Raw genomic sequence first — 20,333 nt, forward strand, 5'->3', positions numbered from 1 at the left:
ATTAAGCATACTTCTATTAACAATTGAGTAAAATCACCCTGAGTCATCCTTAATCAATAAAAAATTATTCACTAATTTGCGAGCCATATCGAATAAATGATTCATATCATACTTTTTTGCAAACTAAGGAATAAACGAATTTGCCAAACTGTTTAGAATGGTCCCTTAATAACATTGTCATCACCTTAAACCAAATGTCGTGACTTTCTTAAAGTCACTGACGGTCTCCCGGCAACCAGAAAATGACAATCGTTTAACTAATCAGTCAGGAAATGAGGAGTGAGTTTTGGAGCAGAAAAAGAATGGCACCTCCGCAACGATGAAAGATGTCGCTGAAGTGGCTGGCGTTTCTACCGCAACAGTATCAAGAACACTCATGAATCCAGAAAAAGTTTCTTCCCAGACACGACAAAAAGTGGAACAAGCTGTACTGGCTGTGGGTTATTACCCAAATAATCTATCCCGTAATCTTAAACGCAGTGAATCGAAAACGGTTTTAGTCATCGTGCCGAATATCAGTGATCCCTTTTTCACTGATGTGATTTGCGGTATTGAAGAAGCGGCAACGCAACAGGGTTATCTGGTTTTAATCGGTGATTATCAACATCAGCAAAAACAGCAACACGCCTTTCTCAACCTGATTGTCACCAAACAAATTGATGGCCTGTTGCTGCTTGGTTCCAATATCCCATTTGATGCCAGTAAAGAAGAACAAAAAAACCTGCCCCCTATGGTCATGGCAAACGAATTTGTACCAGAACTGGAACTGCCGACTATTCACATTGATAACCTGACCGCAGCATTCAATGCTACCCATTACCTGCAAACACTGGGGCATAAACACATTGCCTGTCTCTCCGGGCCGGAAGATACCCTGATTTGCCGCTACCGCCTTCAGGGATATATTCAGGCATTGCGTCGCTCTGGCGGACCAATCCGTGAAGATTATATCGTCCAAGGTAACTTTACCCATGAAAGTGGTGCAAAGCTGACCAAACAGCTGATGTCTCTGCCAGAACCCCCAACAGCCATTTTCTGCCACAGCGATGTAATAGCGATTGGTGCTATGTGGCAGGCTAAGAGAATGGGCTTAAGAATACCGCAAGATTTATCAATCATTGGGTTCGACAACTTAAGTCTGGCTATGTACAGCGATCCACCATTGACAACCGTTGGGCAGCCCCGTTATGAGATTGGTCAAAAAGCAATGCTATTATTACTGGATCAAATCCAGGGCCATACAACATTTGGCGGTTCCCAGTTACTGGAATCTGAATTAATCATTCGGCAAAGCACCTATTCGCCTAAAAGCTAGGCAAATAACGCCAGGTTAAGTAACATGTCGTTTATTTCCTTTTATTTAAATAACTCAGCGAATTAGACAGTGGCACAACGAGATTATGTGAGTCGCGGGCGTTCAACCCGCCGTAAAAATACCGATAAGAAAAAACACCAGTCCCAAGGTCTGCCAAAAACCACTCTGGCAGTCGCGGTAGCATTGGTTATTATCTTTATTGGTGGCCTCTATTTTATTACCCACAATCGACAAGAAAGCGCTCCAGACGTACTACCAAAACATCCTCAGCAAAATAATGGCTTACCGCCGAAACCAGAAGAGCGCTGGCGCTATATCAAAGAATTGGAAAACCGCCCTGTTGGTATCGCGACACCACGTGAGCCATCATCCGGTGGGCAGACAAATTCACGCACTCAGTTGACCGCAGAACAACGGCAATTACTTGAACAAATGCAAGCAGATATGCGTCAACCAGCGATTTCACTGCCAGAAGTTCCATACAATGGCGTTCAAGTGCCGCGTTCACAAGTCATCATCAAACCATCAACGGAGACGCAACAACCACTGGAAACAAGACCACAACCTCAGCAAACATTGCCACAACAACAAATACAAACTCAGCCAGTTCAGCCATACACACCGCCAACAGCTGAAACCAGCAAGCCTAAACCAGCAGAAAATGCACAACGTATGATTTTGCAATGTGGTTCATTTCGCAATATGGCCCAGGCTGAGTCAGTACGCGCCAGCCTGGCATTTGCGGGTATTGAAAGCCAAATCACAACGGGAGGCGGCTGGCATCGCGTCATTCTTGGCCCTTACAGTAAAAGCACCGCAGGAAAAATGCAGGAACGCCTGAAAGGCGCTGGCGTACCGGGTTGTATTCTCCGTGTTACTGGGGGTTGAAAAATGATAATTCTCCCCCATTTATACTGCTAACACCGTGCACACGGTATTTTCGATAGCCATATACACTGTCGAAAGTACCGTGCGTCACATTTATCTATTTTTGTAACCAAGGGCTTACTCGTGACTACAATCGTAAGTGTTCGCCGTAACGGCCAAGTCGTAATCGGTGGTGATGGACAGGCAACGATGGGTAATACCGTCATGAAAGGCAATGTCCGCAAAGTTCGCCGCCTCTATAATGACAAAGTCATCGCGGGTTTTGCTGGCGGTACAGCAGACGCTTTTACTCTGTTTGAACTGTTTGAACGTAAACTTGAAATGCATCAAGGGCATCTGACCAAGGCAGCCGTTGAGCTTGCCAAAGACTGGCGGACTGACCGCATGCTACGCAAACTGGAAGCATTGTTGGCAGTCGCAGATGAAAATACCTCCCTGATCATTACAGGTAACGGCGATGTCATTCAGCCGGAAAATGACCTGATTGCCATTGGTTCCGGTGGTCCATACGCGCAATCCGCTGCACGGGCAATGCTGGAAAATACCGATCTCAGTGCCAAAGAAATTGCAGAGAAAGCACTGACAATTGCCGGTGATATCTGTATTTACACCAACCATAATCACAACTTCGAAGAACTTCCTTCAAAAGCGTAAGGGTAGATAGTATGTCTGAAATGACTCCACGCGAAATTGTCAGCGAACTTGACAACCACATCATTGGTCAGGACAAAGCGAAACGCGCTGTAGCTATCGCACTCCGTAACCGCTGGCGTCGTATGCAGCTAAATGAAATGCTGCGTTATGAAGTGACGCCTAAAAATATTCTGATGATTGGCCCAACAGGTGTCGGTAAAACCGAAATCGCCCGACGGCTGGCAAAACTGGCGAACGCACCATTCATCAAAGTTGAAGCGACAAAATTCACCGAAGTTGGCTATGTTGGTAAAGAAGTCGATTCTATCATCCGTGATCTGACCGATGCGGCGGTTAAAATTGTTCGTCTGCAATCCATTGAAAAAAACCGTTACCGAGCTGAAGAATTGGCAGAAGAGCGCATTCTGGATGCCTTGATCCCACCGGCAAAAAATAACTGGGGACAAGCGGAGGCGCAATCTGAGCCCTCAGCTGCTCGTCAGGCATTCCGTAAGAAGTTACGTGAAGGTCAACTTGATGATAAAGAAATCGAGATCGATCTTGCTACCACACCCGTGGGCGTAGAGATCATGGCACCTCCTGGCATGGAAGAGATGACTAATCAGTTGCAATCCATGTTCCAGAACCTTGCCGGTCAGAAACATAAATCCCGTAAGCTGAAAATCAAAGATGCTTTCAAACTGCTGGTGGAAGAAGAAGCCGCTAAACTGGTTAATCCGGAAGAATTGAAACAACAGGCCATTGATTCGGTTGAACAGCACGGTATCGTCTTCATTGATGAAATCGACAAAATCTGTAAACGCGGCCAGACTTCAGGCCCTGACATTTCCCGTGAAGGAGTTCAGCGTGACCTGTTGCCACTGGTGGAAGGCTGTACGGTATCCACCAAACACGGTATGGTAAAAACAGACCATATCCTGTTTATCGCCTCCGGCGCATTCCAGGTTTCTAGCCCTTCTGATCTGATCCCTGAATTACAAGGGCGTCTGCCAATCCGTGTGGAATTACAGGCATTAACCACAGAAGATTTTGAGCGTATTCTGACTGAACCCAATGCATCCCTAACGGAACAATACAAAGCCCTGATGGCAACAGAAGGAATGAACATCAGCTTCACCACTGATGGCATCCGCAAAATCGCTGAATCAGCATGGCAGGTAAATGAATCAACCGAAAATATCGGTGCTCGTCGCTTGCATACTGTTCTCGAGCGACTGATGGAAGATATCTCTTTTGACGCCAGCGAACGTCCTGGTCAATCAGTTGATATCAATGCCGATTACGTCAAAGAACATTTAGATGAGTTAGTTGCAAATGAAGATCTGAGCCGATTTATCCTATAATCGGAATATACGGTTTCTTATCCGCTATAATTATTGATGGGAGGCTTGCCTCCCATTTATTTTTTACAACATTTAAAGAAGGAAGTTAACGTAGAAATGACCTCACCAACTTCCGTCAGTCAAACTCAAGCATGGCTGGAGAGTTTGCGCCCTAAAACGTTGCCACTCGCCCTTGCAGCCATTATTACCGGCTCCGCTCTTGCTGTCTGGACAGGGCATTTCAAGTTGCCTGTTGCCTTACTGGCTCTGTTAACAGCAGCAATATTGCAAATCCTGTCCAATCTCGCCAATGATTATGGTGATGTTATCAATGGAAGTGATACGGAAAAACGTATCGGGCCACTACGCGGTATGCAAAAAGGCGTTATCACCGCCTCACAAATGAAAAAAGCGCTGAAGATTACTGTGCTGTTGGCTTGCCTGTCTGGAATTGCCCTCATTGCCGTTGCCTGTGAAGAACCCAGGGACATATTAGGTTTTCTGGTCCTTGGTCTGCTAGCAATTGTTGCCGCAATTACCTATACAGTCGGCGCAAAACCCTATGGCTATATAGGGCTTGGTGATATTTCCGTACTGATATTCTTTGGCTGGTTAAGTGTTGCCGGGGCTTATTATCTTCAAGCGGGTTTTTTTGACTCGATTGTCATGCTGCCGGCAACCGCTTGTGGTCTTCTTTCCGCTGCTGTTTTAAACATTAATAACTTACGTGATATTGAAGATGACAAACGGAATGGTAAAAACACCCTTGCTGTCCGTCTCGGCCCCCACAAAGCCCGCTATTATCATGCCTGTCTCATCATCGGAGCAATCTTCTGCTTAGTATTGTTTACCATACAAAACCTACCAGGCTGGTCCGGTTGGCTGTTCCTGCTCGCGTCACCTTTGTTGATCAAACACATGTGGTATGTGCTTAACGAACCCACACCAGAAGGTATGCGACCAATGTTGGAACACATGGTTAAAGCGGCATTGCTGACCAACATTCTGTTTTCGGCTGGACTTATGCTTAGTTATTGATGATTTTGCTAACATCAGCCTGAAAGGGATATACTTACTGTTCCATACCTTAACCAGACGTAAATCCTATGAAATATGATACTTCCGAGCTTTGTGACATCTATCAAGAAGAAGTCAATGTAGTAGAACCTATGTTCTCCAATTTTGGTGGGCGTACTTCATTTGGTGGTCAAATCATCACAGTTAAATGCTTTGAAGACAACGGGTTAATTTACGACCTGCTTGAAGACAACGGTCACGGCCGCATTTTACTGATAGATGGTGGTGGTTCTGTACGTCAGGCATTGATTGACGCAGAACTGGCACAACTCGCTGTGCAAAATGGATGGGAAGGCATTGTCATTTACGGTGCAGTACGTCAGGTTGACCAGTTGGCAGAGCTCGACCTTGGTATTCAGGCTATAGCGGCCATCCCTGCTGGCTGCCGTGATGAAGGAACCGGTGCAAGCGATATCCGGGTAAATTTCGGTAGTGTCACCTTCTTCTCTGGCGATTATCTGTATGCTGACAATACGGGAATCATTCTATCCGAAGAACCATTGGCACTTGATAACAGCGAAGAAGATGAAGAGATCATCTAACGACAGCGTATAAAACCAAGGGCGATTTTTTGGATCGCCCTTTTTTGTCTGCCAGCAATGTGTAATTACTGAACATCTTCCATTTTGCCTAACAAGACACGCAAACGCTCCTGCCATACTTGCTGCTCTTGTTTTAATTGCTCATTCTCATGAACCAGAGACTCACGGCTGCTAGCGGCGGTTTCAATCTCCTGAGACAAAGACTTATTTTTTTCTTTTAATTCTTCAATTTCCATTTGTAGCAGGGTAATAGTATCAATCGCCTGCTGAACCTTGGCTTCCAGCTTTTCAAAAACTTCAAATGACATTCTCGGTTCCCCCTTATAAGCAATCGTCTGATTGTATGTAGCCGAAGCGTCCCTGTCTAGCAACATCCCCAACACATGAAAAATAACTATCAATTGACATCCTCTGAAGGACGGGGTTTTACGGCACATCAGATAAAAACGACAAAGTGCCTCACACTTTAATGTTTAGCAAAACGCCAGAAAAATGCGAAACTGCTCATTTTGTTGACACAACACACACATTTCAATTTCGCTATTTCTCGTTTCCGCGCATTAACGATAAATTTACAAAACCCTCCTTTCAATGCTGAAAGGCGAAAATAATAATTACCACTCTAAAATCTTCTTCGTAGGATAGAACATATGAGCCAAACCACTAGCACGACATTAACCGGACAATGTATCGCTGAGTTTCTTGGTACCGCACTATTGGTTTTCTTTGGCGTAGGTTGTGTTGCCGCTGCCCGTATTGCTGGCGCACAACTGGGCTTATGGGAAATCAGTATTATTTGGGGGATGGGGGTCGCATTGGCGGTTTATCTCACCGCCGGTGTTTCCGGTGCTCACCTTAACCCGGCAGTGACCATTGCCTTATGGCTGTTTGCCCGTTTTGAGAGCAAAAAAGTCATTCCTTTTATTATTGCCCAAATGATCGGTGGTTTTGTCGCTGCCGCTATCATCTATATGATGTACTACAGCGTATTCCTTGATTACGAGCAAGTACATAATATCGTTCGCGGCACCCCTGAAAGCCTGTTTACAGCAGGTGTATTCTCCACTTACCCGATGGCACCCCTGTCTATTTCTCAAGCATTTATGGTAGAAGTCATCATTGCCGCAGCGCTGCTGTGTCTGATTCTGTCATTGACTGACGATGGTAACGGCGTTCCGCGCGGACCTCTGGCTCCGTTACTGATTGGTATTCTGATTGCCGTTATTGGGGGTGCATTTGGCCCATTAACCGGTTTCGCCCTGAACCCAGCCCGTGATTTTGGCCCTAAACTCGTTGCTTATCTGGCAGGTTGGGGAGATATCGCCCTGACTGGTGGACGTGAAATCCCTTACTGTCTGGTTACTCTGACCGCACCGATTATCGGCGGTATTATAGGCGCATTCGGCTACCGCAAACTTATTGGTCGCCATTTGCCATCTGATGCCCACAAAACCAAAGACCAGAACAAAAAGAAAGCCTAAAGTAGAGTATCACCAGAACAGGTTATTATCATGACAACAGAAAATATGATCGAGAAAAAATACATTGTCGCCCTTGATCAGGGAACAACCAGCTCCCGGGCAGTCATTCTTGATCACGACGCCAATATTATCTCTATTTCCCAAAGAGAATTTACTCAAATTTATCCTAAACCGGGCTGGGTCGAACATGATCCCATGGAAATCTGGGCAACCCAAAGCTCAACGCTGGTAGAAGTATTAGCGAAAGCGGATATTAGTTCTGATCAGATTGCCGGCATTGGCATTACCAACCAACGTGAAACAACAATTATTTGGGAAAAGGAAACCGGTAAACCAATCTACAATGCCATTGTTTGGCAATGTAGACGTACTGCGGATGCGTGTACCAAACTGAAACAGAAAGAGGGGCTGGAAGAATATATTCGCCAGAATACAGGATTGGTCGTGGATCCTTACTTCTCTGGTACCAAAGTAAAATGGATTTTGGATCATGTTGACGGTGCTCGTGAACGGGCTGAAAAAGGCGAGCTACTGTTTGGTACTGTAGACACCTGGCTGGTATGGAAAATGACCCAAGGCCGTGTCCACGTTACGGATTACACCAACGCATCCCGAACAATGCTGTTCAATATTCACAATCTGGAGTGGGATCAACATATTCTTGATGAGTTACACATCCCACGCGCCCTGTTACCCACCGTCCATGCCTCTTCTGAGATTTATGGTCAGACCAATATCGGCGGTAAAGGCGGTACCCGGATCCCTATCGCCGGCATTGCGGGCGACCAACAGGCTGCTCTGTATGGTCAGCTTTGTGTTCAGCCCGGTATGGCGAAAAACACCTACGGAACAGGCTGTTTCCTGCTGATGAACACGGGTACAGATGCCGTGCGCTCCAACCACGGTTTGCTGACAACCATCGCCTGTGGTCCCCGAGGAGAAGTGAACTATGCGCTTGAAGGTGCGGTTTTCGTTGGTGGTGCTTCCATTCAGTGGCTGCGTGATGAACTAAAACTCATTGCCGATGCCGCTGATTCCGAATACTTTGCCACTAAAGTTAAAAACAGTAACGGCGTGTACGTAGTTCCCGCTTTTACCGGTCTTGGCGCACCCTACTGGGACCCTTACGCCCGTGGTGCCATTTTCGGCCTGACCCGCGGGACAAACAGTAATCACATCATTCGTGCAACGCTGGAATCCATTGCCTATCAGACCCGTGATGTATTGGATGCGATGCAAGCGGATGCAGGTACCCGATTGCAAGCCCTGCGTGTAGATGGAGGTGCCGTTGCTAATAACTTCCTGATGCAATTCCAGTCAGATATCCTGGGTACCCGCGTAGAACGCCCTATAGTGCGTGAAAGCACTGCATTAGGAGCCGCATTCCTCGCAGGATTGGCTGTAGGCTACTGGCAAGATCTGGATGAAGTGAAAAGCAAAGCCACCATTGAAAAAGAATTCCGTCCGGGTATTGAAACCACCGAGCGTAATTACAAATACAATGGCTGGAAAAAAGCGGTTGCCCGGGCGCAAGACTGGGAAGATAAAAGCTAAGATTTGCTGATAGAAAAATAAAGAAAGGGTGGAAAATTCCACCCTTTAAAATTCTATTTCTTTCCTATTTTCAGAAATTTTCTTTTAAAACTGAATCGAATATTAAGATCTAGCATAAGACCTCATATCAACAGATTTTTTATTATCTCGTAGATAGACTCAGAATATTCTTTTGATACTTTATCGCCATATTTATAGATAAGATCTATAGCATGGAAAGTTGTTAGTTTTCTGAATTTTCTACTGAAATTCTTATCATCTACTAAGATAACCTCAACTATTCAAACCAGATATTAAGAAAAAATGGATTCATTTCCCTATGACACAGAATCGATAATGGTATCTATATCGATAGACTAAAATAACGATATAAAAACAAACTGTTCCGGGGTTTCAGGATAGGAGATAAATGCCAATGGCAAACTGGATTACAGGAAAAGTTACACAAGTTATTCACTGGACGGATACCTTATTCAGCATCAGGATGCATGCATCGATTAAAGAGTTCACCGCGGGTCAATTCGCTAAACTGGCGCTGGAAATAGAGAATGAACGGGTTCAACGGGCCTACTCTTACGTTAATGCACCGGCAGATAATAATCTTGAATTCTATTTAGTGACAGTTCCTGAAGGCAAACTCAGCCCACGGTTAGCCGCCCTGCAACCCGGTGATGACCTATTGGTTACAGAACAAGCCGCAGGATTTTTTATTCTTGATGAAATACCGAATTGCAAAACATTATGGATGCTTTCAACGGGGACAGCCATTGGCCCTTACCTGTCAATCCTTCAGCAAGGGGATTATCTGGACAGATTCGAGAACATCGTATTGGTGCATGCAGTCAGGCTAACACAAGATTTAAGCTATCTGCCCTTAATGGAACAATTAGTTCAGCGCTTCAACGGCAAATTACGCATTCAAACGATTGTCAGCCGCGAACAAAATCCTGGCTCATTGACTGGCCGTATCCCGGCATTGATTGAAAATGGCGAACTTGAAGCAGCTGTCGGGCTGCCGATGAACAGCGACAACAGCCATATTATGCTATGCGGTAATCCCCAAATGGTGAAAGATACCCAACAACTGCTAAAAGAACAGCGTGGAATGGCAAAACACCTGCGCCGCAAACCAGGGCATATCACCAGCGAACAGTACTGGTAATTTCAGTCACCTTTGGCAGAAATAAAATCCACTTTTTCTGCCCCTCCACCAAACCGGTTTGGCCCATCGGTGCCACGGAATACACCGCAATCAAGCACCATCATAACGATGATTAATGTGGGGATAAAACGGCCAATCCCCCATTGCCAGAATGGTTCCATTCCACCCCAATCAGCGGCAATCAACAACCATGCCAGCAATAAAAGCAACGACCAGCCTCCCCGCTTATTGCGATCATGCAAACGCTTCGCCATCATTGCCGCCGCAGGATACATCACCAAAACCAGCGCAAAAACAGCATAGTACATGGTCAAAAAACTCATTCCCTGAATAGTCAAGATAACAAACATCAAGGCCAGACAAACACCGATACCAATCCAGAATTCCCGTCGCCCAATTCGCCCTTTAAATGAAAAACCCCATTGTTGTAATGTCATCTATTCTCTCCCAATCGTGTATTCTGTTTTTCGGTGCAGTTTAACCCAAGCGAGCGGCAACATGAAAATGGACATTAATAAATTTCTGGCAATAACGTTAATGGCAAGCAGCGCGGGCTTACCGTTGGTAACCCATGCCGATAAAGCCAAAACCACTGTCCCCATAGCGCAAGCGGCCTACCTTTTGCCAAACGCCCCCTCTTTTGATGAAACCATTCCGCAGTTTCGTGAAAAATATAATCGCCGCAACCCGGCATTGCCACTACACGAGTATCGGGTCATTACCGGCAAAGACATTTATCTGCCACTGACACGGGCAGCCAGCAAAATCAATGAGAAACTTTACTCCTCAGCGGTATTGGAACGGGGAAGTGAAAAAATCAAAAGTCTGCAATTGACATTACTGCCATCAGAAAATGAAACAGAAACTCAGAAAAATCAAATTCTGACAGAGCAGTACATGATAACGTTGATGCGCCACTTTAATCCGACCCTTTCACAGGAGCAAAGCAAAGAGAATATTGATAATTTGCTGAAAAACAGCAAAAAATTGCCATTTTACAGCCACAACATCGGTGCCATTCGTTATATTGTAGTAAACGGTAGCGAAAAAACGCTTACTTTTGCAATTGAACCGATTAAGCTGTCGTTATCTGGACCAGAAAACTAATCAAAATTAGTGATAAAAAGCAAAGCTATTGTTTGTAATGATCACTATACTGTGGACCACTGATCTAACGAATTGATCCCAAGAATGAATTTCATTCAATCCACTACTTAAAAATTCTCTGGTTGGAGGAAAAAACATGCGACATCCATTAGTTATGGGTAACTGGAAATTGAATGGCAGTACCCATATGGTCAACGAACTTATCACTGGCCTGTGTAAAGAACTGAACCATATTGCGGGCTGTGAAGTCGCTATCGCGCCACCAGCACTTTACCTCTCTCAAGCTAAACAAGCGCTGGCTGGCAGCCACATTGCTCTGGGTGCACAAGATGTTGACGTCAATCTGTCTGGCGCATTTACGGGTGAAACTTCCGCTGAAATGCTGAAAAACATTGGCGCAGAATACATCATCATCGGCCACTCTGAACGCCGTACTTACCACAAAGAAAGTGACGAATTCATTGCGAAGAAATTTGCCGTTCTTAAAGCACAAGGTCTGATCCCGGTTCTGTGTATCGGTGAAACTGAACAGGAAAATGAAGCCGGCCAAACTGAAACAGTATGCGCAAGACAAATTGATGCTGTTCTGAACACATTAGGTGTAGAAGCCTTCCAAGATACGGTAATCGCTTACGAACCCGTTTGGGCGATTGGTACCGGTAAATCAGCAACGCCAGCGCAAGCTCAGACTGTGCACAAATTTATTCGTGATCACATTGCGAAGAGAGACGCGGCAATCGCAGAGCAAGTGATTATCCAGTACGGTGGTTCTGTGAACGCGGGTAACGCGGCTGAATTATTCACCCAGCCGGATATTGACGGTGCACTGGTTGGCGGCGCTTCTCTAAAAGCTGACGCTTTTGCAGTTATCGTAAAAGCCGCCGCAGCAGCGAAAAGAACCTGATTCAAATTTTAGTGATAATTGTCCGCCGTACACCTACGGCGGTTATTCACTTCTGACGTTGAATAATCTCATCAAATTCACCGCCAGTCACAAAATGCACTTTTTGCGCTTTTCCCCAACCATCGAATACCTTATCGACAGTAAATAATGTTAATTCCGGAAAAATAGCCCGGTATTTATCAGCAATCGCTTTATCACGTGGGCGATAATAGTTTTTAGCCGCTATCTCCTGCCCAACAGGAGAGTAAAGGTATTGCAGATACTCCGTTGCCAACTGACGGCTGCCACGTTTATCAACCACCTTATCAACGACAGAAACCGTCGGTTCAGCAAGGATTGAAATGCTGGGTGTCACAATTTCGAATTTATCTTTATCAAGCTCATGGATAGCCAATAAAGCTTCATTCTCCCAGGCAATTAAGACATCACCAATTCCACGTTCGACAAAAGTATTGGTCGCGCCTCTGGCACCGGAATCCAGCACTTCAACATTCTGATAAAGCGCTTTAACAAACGCTTTAGCTTTATTCTGATCCTGATCGTTATGCGCCAACCCATAACCCCACGCAGCCAGATAATTCCAGCGGGCACCACCTGATGTTTTTGGATTGGGTGTCACAACAGCTACACCAGGACGAATTAAATCCGACCAGTCTTTAATTTGCTTTGGATTGCCTTTCCGCACCAGAAAAACAATTGTTGAAGTATAGGGAGCAGAATTATCGGGTAAACGCTTAATCCACCCTTTATCTATCCGGCTACGCTCAGCAATGGCATCCACATCATAGGCCAGAGCCAGTGTCACCACATCCGCCTCAAGACCATTGATGACAGACGTTGCCTGCTTGCCGGAACCGCCATGAGATTGCCGGATTGTTACTTTATCCCCAGTCTTCTGCTGCCAATAATCACTGAAAGCCTGATTATATTGTTGATATAACTCTCTGGTTGGATCATAGGAAACATTAAGAAGCTGAAGATTCTTTGCCCACACACTGCTACTGGACATCAACAGTAACGCCAATGCCACACGCCATCTGACTCTCATTTGAATCTCTCCACAAGCTGTTTTAACTGTTATGAAATTCAAGGCTGACAGAAAGCGTTATCACTCAGAAATAATTAAAAACATTTACTTATATGCAAGAGGAATATACTCAGGAGCAATTACAGCCTCCAAAGAGGCTGCAACAGATTCAACTTTGCTCGTATTGGCGTGATCAATAGAGCTTTTTTGCCGTTTCCAGCCAATCCTGCTTAAACACACGTTTCATATTCTGCACTGCATCAATGATGTCATGATGAACAAGTTTCTCGTTCTGGATACCAACACAACGGCCACCATAACCTTCCAACAGCAATTGAATGGAATATGCTCCCATACGGGAAGCCAGAATACGGTCGTAAGCGACTGGGGAACCACCACGCTGAATATGGCCTAAGACGGTTGCACGGGTTTCATGATGCGTCTCTTTTTCGATATGCCGCGCAAGTTCATAGACATCACAAACATGCTCGGTAATCGCAACGATCGCATGGCGTTTACCTTTATCAATACCTGCTTTAATCTCAGCCACCAGTTCATTACGACTGAATGAAACCTCAGGCAAAACGATAAACTCACACCCCCCTGCAATAGCGGCAGACAGAGTCAGATCACCGCAATAACGCCCCATCACTTCAACAATGGAAATACGTTTGTGGGAAGTTGAAGTATCACGCAGACGGTCAATGGCTTCAACAACCGTTTCCAGCGCGGTGAAATAGCCGATGGTATAATCCGTACCCGCCACATCATTATCAATGGTACCTGGCAGACCGATACATGGGAAACCGGCTTCGGTCAGTTTCTTCGCCCCAAGATAAGAACCATCACCGCCAATAACTACCAATGCATCCAGACCGATTCTTTTCATGTTCTCAATAGCGATAGCACGAACTTTCTCATCCCTGAACTCAGGGAAACGGGCTGAACCCAGAAAAGTACCACCGCGGTTAATCATGTCGGATACACTGAAACGATCAAGTTTCTTCATGCGGTTTTCATACAAGCCAAGATAGCCATCATAAATACCGAAAACCTCTAACCCTTCGGTTAATCCTGCACGAACCACACCACGAATAGCCGCATTCATACCCGGCGCATCACCGCCACTCGTTAAGACACCGATTCTTTTGATCTCGTTGATCATGATGACCTCTAAACTTGTAGATGTAATAATTGCAAACCCGCTAACGGCGGACTTCGTATGCTATCACTTTGCCTGAAACAGAAACCTGCCTTTTTAACCTGTTATCACCCAGCGCATGCTGAATTGATTCAACCCTGCATATAATACGGTAAAAAACCAAGTCTGCATTAACAATGAGTCCCTTTTTGAGATCAATTTAACTGAAAATAATTTAATTATAGCTCCGCGACTCCTCACGCTGATCGGGAATACGCCTTATCAGTAATAAAAAAGAGGCCAGCACTGTGGCAACCTACACCACAGTACTGATAAATCACCTATAGCCCTCATTCATTGCGCTAGTCTCTTTCTATTACGTATAGAAATAACGTGTCAGATGGAAAAATACTGGGGCGGCAAAACATAAAGAATCGATCCTGTCTAACATTCCGCCATGACCTTCAATCATTTCACCAAAATCTTTGATGCCACTATCACGTTTTATCGCTGACATACACAAACCGCCGATAAAACCCATCAACGTAATCGCCAACGACATCAAACCCGCCTCCCACGGCGAAAATGGCGTTACCCAGTAAAGTGACATTCCCAATAAAACGGAAGCCAAAATGCCGCCGACAAAACCTTCAACGGTTTTATTCGGGCTTAACTTAGGCACAATCGGATGTTTGCCAAACAATTTACCAAACACATACTGCAAAACATCCGACATCTGCACCACAATCATTAAAAACAGCAGTAATTCGACGTTCTCCCCTTCATAACCTGGAATATCCAACATCAATAAAGCAGGTGCATGACTAATACAGAATACAGCAACTAACATTCCCCACTGTATTTTAGCGGTCCGCTCCAGAAAGTTCGTCGTATCCCCAGCCAATGCAATACGGGCAGGTAAAAATAGGAAAACATAAACAGGAATGAAAATAGAAAACACGCCATACCACTCAATACCAACAGCAATGTATTGCAATGGCATGAAAATAAAGAAACACCAGAACATGGCCTCATGGTCACTTCGTCGTGTTGGTGTCAAAGTGAAAAATTCCCGTAAAGCAAAAAATGACATACTTGCAAATAATAAAACTGAACCGATTGGCCCAACAATGACAGACAACACACAAACAATGCACATGCCCCACCAACCGCGGATGCGGGCATTCAGATTCTCAATTGTCGGATGGCTTTCCGCTGAATACTTAGAGGCCAGCATTGCCCCAACAATACTGGCAATAATTAACGGCACAAACATACCACCCAACAACAAAAGCAATTTATTATTAATGGTCATAGTATTAACGCCTCCAATGCCAAGCGAGCCCGCTGTAGAAAATCCGCTTTTTCCTCTTTTTCGCCTAATTTTTCCAAAGGTCGGCCAAATGTCGCCGAACAAATAACCGGCACAACAAGTGCTGAGCCTTTTGGCAAAACCCGGTTTAAATTTTCCAGATAAACAGGAATAAGCTCAACCTCAGGGTATTTCTTGGCTAAATAATACAGACCACCTTTAAATTTATTGATTTGTTCGCCACTTCCCCGAGTCCCTTCTGGAAATAATATCAAAGACTCCCCACGCCTTAAGACATCCTCCATTGGTATAAGCGTATTTTCCTTTAAACCATCCTCCCCTTTGCGATCAATCAGGACAGATCGAAAAACTTTATTGATAAAATACCGGCGTAAACTCGTCTTACTCCAATAATCACGGGCAGCGACTGGATGCACCCGATAGCGTAATACTCGGGGAAATCCGGCCCAAATAACCAACCCATCCAAATGACTAGTGTGATTGGCATAATAAATCCGGGAAACGACCGAGGGCTTACACCCAATCCAACGAATCCTCACCCCGGTTAATAAACGGCAAAGCACGGACAGAAAAGAGCCCATCCCTTTACTGACCAATGTCACTTCTTGTGATCTATTCATTACAAGCATCCTTCTCCTGTAATTCACCCAATATAACTCGGGTTCGCCGAATACATGTCCAGAGACAACCCAACGTGATAACGACTAATACCGCCAGCAAAAGATACTGGCCCCATAACGGAGATAAAAAAGCCGCGACAATTGCACCAACCGTCATTAACGCCATCCGATGTTGTTTAGCCATTGGGCCAAGGAAACGCTGAGGTAAACCGCAAGTACCACCTAATAAACGAATATAAGCCGTCAAAACAGCCAATAATGCAGCAATACAGCCAAGAAAAATCGCAAATGGAAACAGTGTTAAACCATATCCCAATCCAATCAGAATAAAAGAATCCGCGATACGATCGGGAAGATCATTAAAAACAGCGCCAGCAGCCGTCTTTAATCCCCCTTCAACAGCAACCATCCCATCTAATAAATTACACATTAACCTGGCTTGAATGGATAGCGCTCCAACAATCAATAAAACTGAAGTCAGCCAGAAAGGTTTAACCAAAAAACAAACCGCAAAACACAACCCAGCTAATACAGCAAAAACAACACTGGCAACCGATATGCCATTTGGTGTCGCCCCCCTACATTGCAACCACCTAGCCGTTTTCCCGACCCATATTGCATTACGTGTTTTGATCGGGCGCCTATCTTTTACTTCATTACCAGACATATCATTTCCCTTCCAAAAAACAAATGAACAATCAAATCCACTTAAGTTAAATGAAATAAGATAAACAGGATTGATTAGAATAACAACAATAAAAAAAACCTGCCGTAAGGGCCTGTCTTTCCTACACAAATCTCTTGGGCTATTCGGGGGATCTTTTTGAACTTTTCTTATCTTGCTGATCTCAATAAAATGTAGCCCGCATTTGTTGGCCGTTATCGCAGCTACCCGGCCACTGCCCAAATGACAAATTAAACATTAAGAATATTGTTAAGTAAGTTTTGACAAAAAAAGCACGAAGAAATGTTAAATATATCGTCAGCTACATTTCTAATAACTGACGGTTAACTTTATGATTAACAAACACTTAAAATCCGCTCGTTTACGTGCAAATATCACACAAGAAAAACTCGGAATTGCGGCTGGGATAGATGAAAAATCAGCACAAGCGAAAGTGTCACAGTATGAAAATGGAACTCATCAGCCAACCTTTGAAACAATATATGCGTTTTCCAGGTGTTAAACGTTCCTGAATGCTATTTTCACTATTGTCCCAAAGTATGTTGTCATTTGTGTTGTCACATTAGCCTATAACAACAACGTTGTTTTCAAAGAAAACAATCCGATTACTGTCAGAGCTAACTGGCGCATCACGTTCGAATTTAAAAATGGTGATGCTTACATTTTAAACCTGGAGGATTATTCACTAATGAGACAGGCTATTGTTTCTCACCTGAGCGTTACGGTATCTAATATGTTGGAGGATTTGGGGTGATGGTCGTTATATGGTGGACATTAGACCTCTTGGAATTGCATTACAACAGATATTAGGGCACGCCAGCATAATCCAAACAATGATCTATGCACACCTTACCCCTGACTATCTGCAACATGCCGTTACATTAAACCCTCTTAAGGATGGGATAGAAGTAGAATAAAGCTAGAGAGTGTGGCGAGCGTCCACACTCAAAAACTTCCGTATACTTTCCAACCCCCTTATACTTTTTTATATTGTTGTCTTATAAAGAAATTCATTGTAAGTGACTGAAAAAAAAGCCCTAAAAAGGGCCTAAAAGACAGGGATCATTCTATACGGCGACAATGACAAAACGCCGCAGCTCACTTCAAAGCATTAAGCAATAGTAATAAAGCTAACAAATGTGGAGGCCAGTATAGCCCGCATTTGTTGGCAGTTATCTCAACTACCCGATCACTGCCCTAAATAACAAATTAAACATTAAGACTATTGTTAAGTAAGTTTTGACAAAAAAAGCACTAAGAAATGTTATATACCCGTGCTCATTGAAACTGCTTAATTCTCTAAATAAAGAGGAAAAAAAGCTGGCTTTACTTTGCCTTAGCACTGGCGTTCGCTGACGGGAACCATGTTAATTTTTTGCAGAAAATCGGCACTTTGCTGGATTTCATCTTCCAACGTCTGGGCAACGGATGGATTGACTTCTACCTTGCCTGTAAATGCCGTCACGTCCACACCGTAAATTTCACCCAGACGCATCAGAAAGGCGTTAAATTTAAATCGAGCTTCGTTCTTCATGGGGTTGTTTCATTAACAGTTGGTCAGATGTTTACTGACTGGAGTGTCGGCGTTCAGCGATCCCAGCGAAACCGGTCGGTGTGTTTTCTGGCTGTCTTGCTGACTCAACTGAGTTTTTAAGTCACTAAGCTGGGTTTCAAGTTCGGTCTGCTTCTGTTTGATAGCAGTTATTTCGCCTATTTGTTGAGAAAGTGTGTTTACAGTTTCCACCGTGGCCTGCTGCTCTTGGGCACACAGTTCGACGGCCCGATGGATATCGGTAAAACGAGTATCATCACTCTGCTGCTTTTTCTGGAAGAACATCTGTACACAGGAAAAGAGAGAGATTTTTTCGGTTTCCTCTGACAAATCAATAAATTCGAGCAAAGTTTCTTCCGCGGCAGTAAAAACATTGTTCGGGTGCTGCTTGCGCGAATTCAGCGGGTTATTGGTCGCATTAGCGCTAAACTGCAACATTTCAGTGCCAAGGCTCGCCGGACTGTCAGTAACGGCCAATCCCACCAGATACGCCCCGCCGAAGTCAGCAAAATCCAGGTTGATTTCAGCGGAGGTGTAAACCTTTTGACGCTTACGGTTCATTTCCACCAGATCATCGGTGGGTAAAAGTATCCCATACAGCCCCAGCTTGCCCGCCAGCGCACCGTCCTTGATTTCTTCGGTAAAAACCGATTCCACATCGCCAAAACGCGGACTCCACGAAAAATTGTAATGTTCCATGTTGATACGCGCACCGTAGGTCTGCGGGTCATAGTTGGCGGCAATCTGTGTCAGCCATTCGCGCTGAACCTTGCGCCCGTCTGTGGTTGCACCTTCCACACAGATTCGAAAGGGTTTGGATTTCTTCGGCATTGTAAGCCCCGATTATCAATGAATCAGATGGCCTACTAGTTTGTATTGTCATGTCGAGGAAACAATAAAATGCGGTTGTGTCTGGGCTGGCACACAGGCCAGACACAGAGAAATGACGGACGGGTCTGTAGTCTGGTGGCATGAAAACAACGCCCGATTTTGATCCCCGTAAGCACGCAATGCACCTGTATTTTAACGGGTACCGGATCGCTCGGATTGCGGAAATGCTCAACGAGAAAACATCAACTATCCATAGCTGGAAACGTCGCGACAAATGGGATGAGGTGACCTCGTTTGAACGAGTCGAGTTATCTCTTGAAGCACGGTTATGTCAGCTTATCGCCAAGGAGCAAAAAGAAGGCAAGGACTTTAAGGAAATTGACCTGCTGCACCGTCAGTTAGAACGACAAGCGCGGATCAGGAAATACAGCCCGGACGAGTACCAGAACCTGCTGATGTGTGAATTTATGGACGATATCGAATCCATTTTCTCACTGCAACTGATGCAGGGTTGCATGGTCGATAGCTGGGAAATCTGGGACGATGTGCAACCCCTGATGCTACGCCCCTATGGTTATCACCCTGTCTGGATCGGTTATGATCCCGCCAAAGGGGGCGAGAATGGCGACAGTGCCGGTTGTGTCGTAGTCGCTCCACCGCGGGTACCGGGTGGCAAATTCCGCATCCTTGAACGTCATCAGTGGCGTGGCATGAACTTTCGCGCTCAGTCTGACGCCATCAAACGACTGACGGAACAGTACAACGTCGAATATATCGGCATTGACTCGACCGGCGTCGGGCATGGGGTTTACCAAAACGTCAAAGAATTTTTCCCGTCCGTGCGGGAATTTGTCTATAACCCCGCCGTTAAAAACGCGCTGGTACTTAAGGCATGGGACATTATCAACCATCGTCGGCTGGAGTTTGACGCCGGCCAGACCGACATTGCACAAAGTTTTATGGCTATCCGCCGTTCTACCACCGCCAGCGGCAACCGCCCGACCTATCAAGCCAACCGCAGCGAGGAAGCCAGTCACGCAGATCTGGCATGGGCCACCATGCACGCTCTGTTTAATGAACCGATTACCAATGACACTCCCCACCATAGAAATATTGTTGAGGTTTACTGATGAGCCGT

20 protein-coding genes and 5 pseudogenes are annotated in these 20,333 nt (G+C 45.0%); 16 read left to right on the top strand and 9 right to left on the bottom strand.

Features of this window, described 5'->3' with window-relative positions; translation table 11 throughout:
* The first annotated feature begins 286 nt into the window (after positions 1-286).
* From cytR to rraA, 6 genes are all read left to right on the top strand, one after another.
* Positions 287-1,315: a DNA-binding transcriptional regulator CytR gene (cytR, locus tag ACUN2T_RS24865; protein WP_445495531.1), complete on the top strand. Its 1,029-nt coding sequence runs from the start codon at positions 287-289 to the stop codon at positions 1,313-1,315.
* A gap of 69 nt (positions 1,316-1,384) precedes the next feature.
* Positions 1,385-2,203, top strand: coding sequence for a cell division protein FtsN (gene ftsN / locus ACUN2T_RS24870; RefSeq protein ID WP_445495533.1), 819 nt, complete (start codon positions 1,385-1,387; stop codon positions 2,201-2,203).
* Positions 2,204-2,326: 123 nt separating this feature from the next.
* Positions 2,327-2,857, top strand: coding sequence for an ATP-dependent protease subunit HslV (gene hslV / locus ACUN2T_RS24875; RefSeq protein WP_445495534.1), 531 nt, complete (start codon positions 2,327-2,329; stop codon positions 2,855-2,857).
* A gap of 11 nt (positions 2,858-2,868) precedes the next feature.
* Positions 2,869-4,200, top strand: coding sequence for an HslU--HslV peptidase ATPase subunit (gene hslU, locus ACUN2T_RS24880; protein ID WP_445495536.1), 1,332 nt, complete (start codon positions 2,869-2,871; stop codon positions 4,198-4,200).
* Between the two features lie 96 nt (positions 4,201-4,296).
* Entirely contained in the window at positions 4,297-5,217 is a 921-nt protein-coding gene (locus tag ACUN2T_RS24885; protein WP_445495537.1) for a 1,4-dihydroxy-2-naphthoate polyprenyltransferase, read from the top strand.
* Positions 5,218-5,285: 68 nt separating this feature from the next.
* Positions 5,286-5,798 carry a ribonuclease E activity regulator RraA gene (gene rraA, locus ACUN2T_RS24890; protein ID WP_445495539.1) on the top strand — a complete coding sequence of 171 codons (513 nt, stop codon included), beginning with the start codon at positions 5,286-5,288 and terminating at the stop codon, positions 5,796-5,798.
* Positions 5,799-5,863: 65 nt separating this feature from the next.
* Here the strand turns inward: rraA and zapB are convergent, their stop codons facing one another.
* A complete protein-coding gene (gene zapB / locus ACUN2T_RS24895; RefSeq protein WP_445495541.1) occupies positions 5,864-6,106 on the bottom strand; it encodes a cell division protein ZapB in 243 nt (80 codons plus the stop codon).
* Between the two features lie 342 nt (positions 6,107-6,448).
* On the opposite strand from zapB, the gene ACUN2T_RS24900 reads away from it, so the two are divergent.
* The 3 genes from ACUN2T_RS24900 (at position 6,449) to fpr (ending at position 9,995) form a co-directional block, all read left to right on the top strand.
* Positions 6,449-7,279: an MIP/aquaporin family protein gene (locus ACUN2T_RS24900; protein WP_445495542.1), complete on the top strand. Its 831-nt coding sequence runs from the start codon at positions 6,449-6,451 to the stop codon at positions 7,277-7,279.
* 30 nt (positions 7,280-7,309) lie between these two features.
* The gene (glpK, locus tag ACUN2T_RS24905) at positions 7,310-8,833 is read left to right on the top strand and encodes a glycerol kinase GlpK (RefSeq protein WP_445495543.1); all 1,524 of its coding nucleotides are present in this window, start codon (positions 7,310-7,312) and stop codon (positions 8,831-8,833) included.
* 415 nt (positions 8,834-9,248) lie between these two features.
* Positions 9,249-9,995 carry a ferredoxin--NADP(+) reductase gene (gene fpr, locus ACUN2T_RS24910; protein WP_445495544.1) on the top strand — a complete coding sequence of 249 codons (747 nt, stop codon included), beginning with the start codon at positions 9,249-9,251 and terminating at the stop codon, positions 9,993-9,995.
* A gap of 2 nt (positions 9,996-9,997) precedes the next feature.
* Here fpr and ACUN2T_RS24915 read toward each other — a convergent pair whose 3' ends face one another.
* Positions 9,998-10,432 (bottom strand): DUF805 domain-containing protein, encoded by a 435-nt coding sequence (locus tag ACUN2T_RS24915; protein WP_445495545.1) that lies wholly within the window; start codon positions 10,430-10,432, stop codon positions 9,998-10,000.
* A gap of 67 nt (positions 10,433-10,499) precedes the next feature.
* Here ACUN2T_RS24915 and ACUN2T_RS24920 point away from each other — a divergent pair, with 67 nt between their 5' ends.
* Positions 10,500-11,102 (top strand): DUF1454 family protein, encoded by a 603-nt coding sequence (locus ACUN2T_RS24920; RefSeq protein WP_445495546.1) that lies wholly within the window; start codon positions 10,500-10,502, stop codon positions 11,100-11,102.
* 136 nt (positions 11,103-11,238) lie between these two features.
* A complete protein-coding gene (gene tpiA / locus ACUN2T_RS24925) occupies positions 11,239-12,006 on the top strand; it encodes a triose-phosphate isomerase (protein ID WP_445495547.1) in 768 nt (255 codons plus the stop codon).
* A gap of 46 nt (positions 12,007-12,052) precedes the next feature.
* Here tpiA and ACUN2T_RS24930 read toward each other — a convergent pair whose 3' ends face one another.
* The 5 genes from ACUN2T_RS24930 to ACUN2T_RS24950 all read right to left on the bottom strand — a co-directional run bounded on the left by ACUN2T_RS24930 (position 12,053) and on the right by ACUN2T_RS24950 (position 16,794).
* Positions 12,053-13,054, bottom strand: a complete 1,002-nt coding sequence (locus ACUN2T_RS24930) for a sulfate ABC transporter substrate-binding protein (RefSeq protein ID WP_445495548.1) — start codon at positions 13,052-13,054, stop codon at positions 12,053-12,055.
* 172 nt (positions 13,055-13,226) lie between these two features.
* On the bottom strand, positions 13,227-14,198 hold the full coding sequence (pfkA, locus tag ACUN2T_RS24935; RefSeq protein WP_445495549.1) for a 6-phosphofructokinase: 972 nt from the start codon (positions 14,196-14,198) through the stop codon (positions 13,227-13,229).
* A gap of 352 nt (positions 14,199-14,550) precedes the next feature.
* Positions 14,551-15,489 carry a phosphatidate cytidylyltransferase gene (locus ACUN2T_RS24940; protein WP_445495550.1) on the bottom strand — a complete coding sequence of 313 codons (939 nt, stop codon included), beginning with the start codon at positions 15,487-15,489 and terminating at the stop codon, positions 14,551-14,553.
* Positions 15,486-16,127 (bottom strand): lysophospholipid acyltransferase family protein, encoded by a 642-nt coding sequence (locus tag ACUN2T_RS24945; RefSeq protein WP_445495551.1) that lies wholly within the window; start codon positions 16,125-16,127, stop codon positions 15,486-15,488. Before ACUN2T_RS24945 ends, ACUN2T_RS24940 begins: the two co-directional genes overlap by 4 nt.
* Positions 16,120-16,794, bottom strand: coding sequence for a CDP-alcohol phosphatidyltransferase family protein (locus ACUN2T_RS24950; RefSeq protein ID WP_445495552.1), 675 nt, complete (start codon positions 16,792-16,794; stop codon positions 16,120-16,122). Before ACUN2T_RS24950 ends, ACUN2T_RS24945 begins: the two co-directional genes overlap by 8 nt.
* Before the next feature lie 349 nt (positions 16,795-17,143).
* Here ACUN2T_RS24950 and ACUN2T_RS24955 point away from each other — a divergent pair.
* The 3 pseudogenes from ACUN2T_RS24955 to ACUN2T_RS24965 form a co-directional block, all read left to right on the top strand.
* A pseudogene (locus ACUN2T_RS24955) lies at positions 17,144-17,337 on the top strand (helix-turn-helix domain-containing protein); the annotation flags it as partial.
* Between the two features lie 79 nt (positions 17,338-17,416).
* A pseudogene (locus ACUN2T_RS24960) lies at positions 17,417-17,494 on the top strand (type II toxin-antitoxin system RelE/ParE family toxin); the annotation flags it as partial.
* A 106-nt stretch (positions 17,495-17,600) separates the two neighbouring features.
* Positions 17,601-17,729 (top strand): annotated as a pseudogene (locus ACUN2T_RS24965) (site-specific integrase); the annotation flags it as partial.
* Positions 17,730-18,148: 419 nt separating this feature from the next.
* Here the strand turns inward: ACUN2T_RS24965 and ACUN2T_RS24970 are convergent.
* Together ACUN2T_RS24970 and ACUN2T_RS24975 are read right to left on the bottom strand one after the other, a co-directional pair.
* Positions 18,149-18,346 carry a P2 family phage major capsid protein gene (locus tag ACUN2T_RS24970; RefSeq protein WP_445495553.1) on the bottom strand — a complete coding sequence of 66 codons (198 nt, stop codon included), beginning with the start codon at positions 18,344-18,346 and terminating at the stop codon, positions 18,149-18,151.
* A gap of 12 nt (positions 18,347-18,358) precedes the next feature.
* Entirely contained in the window at positions 18,359-19,195 is an 837-nt protein-coding gene (locus ACUN2T_RS24975; protein WP_445495554.1) for a GPO family capsid scaffolding protein, read from the bottom strand.
* A gap of 179 nt (positions 19,196-19,374) precedes the next feature.
* Between ACUN2T_RS24975 and ACUN2T_RS24980 the strand changes: the two are divergent.
* Positions 19,375-19,470 (top strand): annotated as a pseudogene (locus ACUN2T_RS24980) (terminase gpP N-terminus-related DNA-binding protein); the annotation flags it as partial.
* Positions 19,471-19,617: 147 nt separating this feature from the next.
* Positions 19,618-20,325, top strand: a pseudogene (locus ACUN2T_RS24985) (phage terminase large subunit family protein); the annotation flags it as partial.
* Positions 20,326-20,333 lie beyond the last annotated feature (8 nt).

This window comes from Photorhabdus machadonis, from assembly GCF_052657765.1.

Bases quoted from the DNA above. Each gene is read 5' to 3' on its own strand.
- tpiA (WP_445495547.1), top strand. From the start codon at position 11,239: ATGCGACATCCATTAGTTATGGGTAACTGGAAATTGAATGGCAGTACC.
- ACUN2T_RS24900 (WP_445495542.1), top strand. From the start codon at position 6,449: ATGAGCCAAACCACTAGCACGACATTAACCGGACAATGTATCGCTGAG.
- ACUN2T_RS24945 (WP_445495551.1), bottom strand. From the start codon at position 16,127: ATGAATAGATCACAAGAAGTGACATTGGTCAGTAAAGGGATGGGCTCT.
- zapB (WP_445495541.1), bottom strand. From the start codon at position 6,106: ATGTCATTTGAAGTTTTTGAAAAGCTGGAAGCCAAGGTTCAGCAGGCG.
- pfkA (WP_445495549.1), bottom strand. From the start codon at position 14,198: ATGATCAACGAGATCAAAAGAATCGGTGTCTTAACGAGTGGCGGTGAT.
- hslU (WP_445495536.1), top strand. From the start codon at position 2,869: ATGTCTGAAATGACTCCACGCGAAATTGTCAGCGAACTTGACAACCAC.
- fpr (WP_445495544.1), top strand. From the start codon at position 9,249: ATGGCAAACTGGATTACAGGAAAAGTTACACAAGTTATTCACTGGACG.
- ACUN2T_RS24950 (WP_445495552.1), bottom strand. From the start codon at position 16,794: ATGTCTGGTAATGAAGTAAAAGATAGGCGCCCGATCAAAACACGTAAT.
- ACUN2T_RS24970 (WP_445495553.1), bottom strand. From the start codon at position 18,346: ATGAAGAACGAAGCTCGATTTAAATTTAACGCCTTTCTGATGCGTCTG.
- ACUN2T_RS24940 (WP_445495550.1), bottom strand. From the start codon at position 15,489: ATGACCATTAATAATAAATTGCTTTTGTTGTTGGGTGGTATGTTTGTG.
- ACUN2T_RS24930 (WP_445495548.1), bottom strand. From the start codon at position 13,054: ATGAGAGTCAGATGGCGTGTGGCATTGGCGTTACTGTTGATGTCCAGT.
- ACUN2T_RS24885 (WP_445495537.1), top strand. From the start codon at position 4,297: ATGACCTCACCAACTTCCGTCAGTCAAACTCAAGCATGGCTGGAGAGT.
- rraA (WP_445495539.1), top strand. From the start codon at position 5,286: ATGAAATATGATACTTCCGAGCTTTGTGACATCTATCAAGAAGAAGTC.
- ACUN2T_RS24975 (WP_445495554.1), bottom strand. From the start codon at position 19,195: ATGCCGAAGAAATCCAAACCCTTTCGAATCTGTGTGGAAGGTGCAACC.
- ACUN2T_RS24915 (WP_445495545.1), bottom strand. From the start codon at position 10,432: ATGACATTACAACAATGGGGTTTTTCATTTAAAGGGCGAATTGGGCGA.
- glpK (WP_445495543.1), top strand. From the start codon at position 7,310: ATGACAACAGAAAATATGATCGAGAAAAAATACATTGTCGCCCTTGAT.
- ACUN2T_RS24920 (WP_445495546.1), top strand. From the start codon at position 10,500: ATGGACATTAATAAATTTCTGGCAATAACGTTAATGGCAAGCAGCGCG.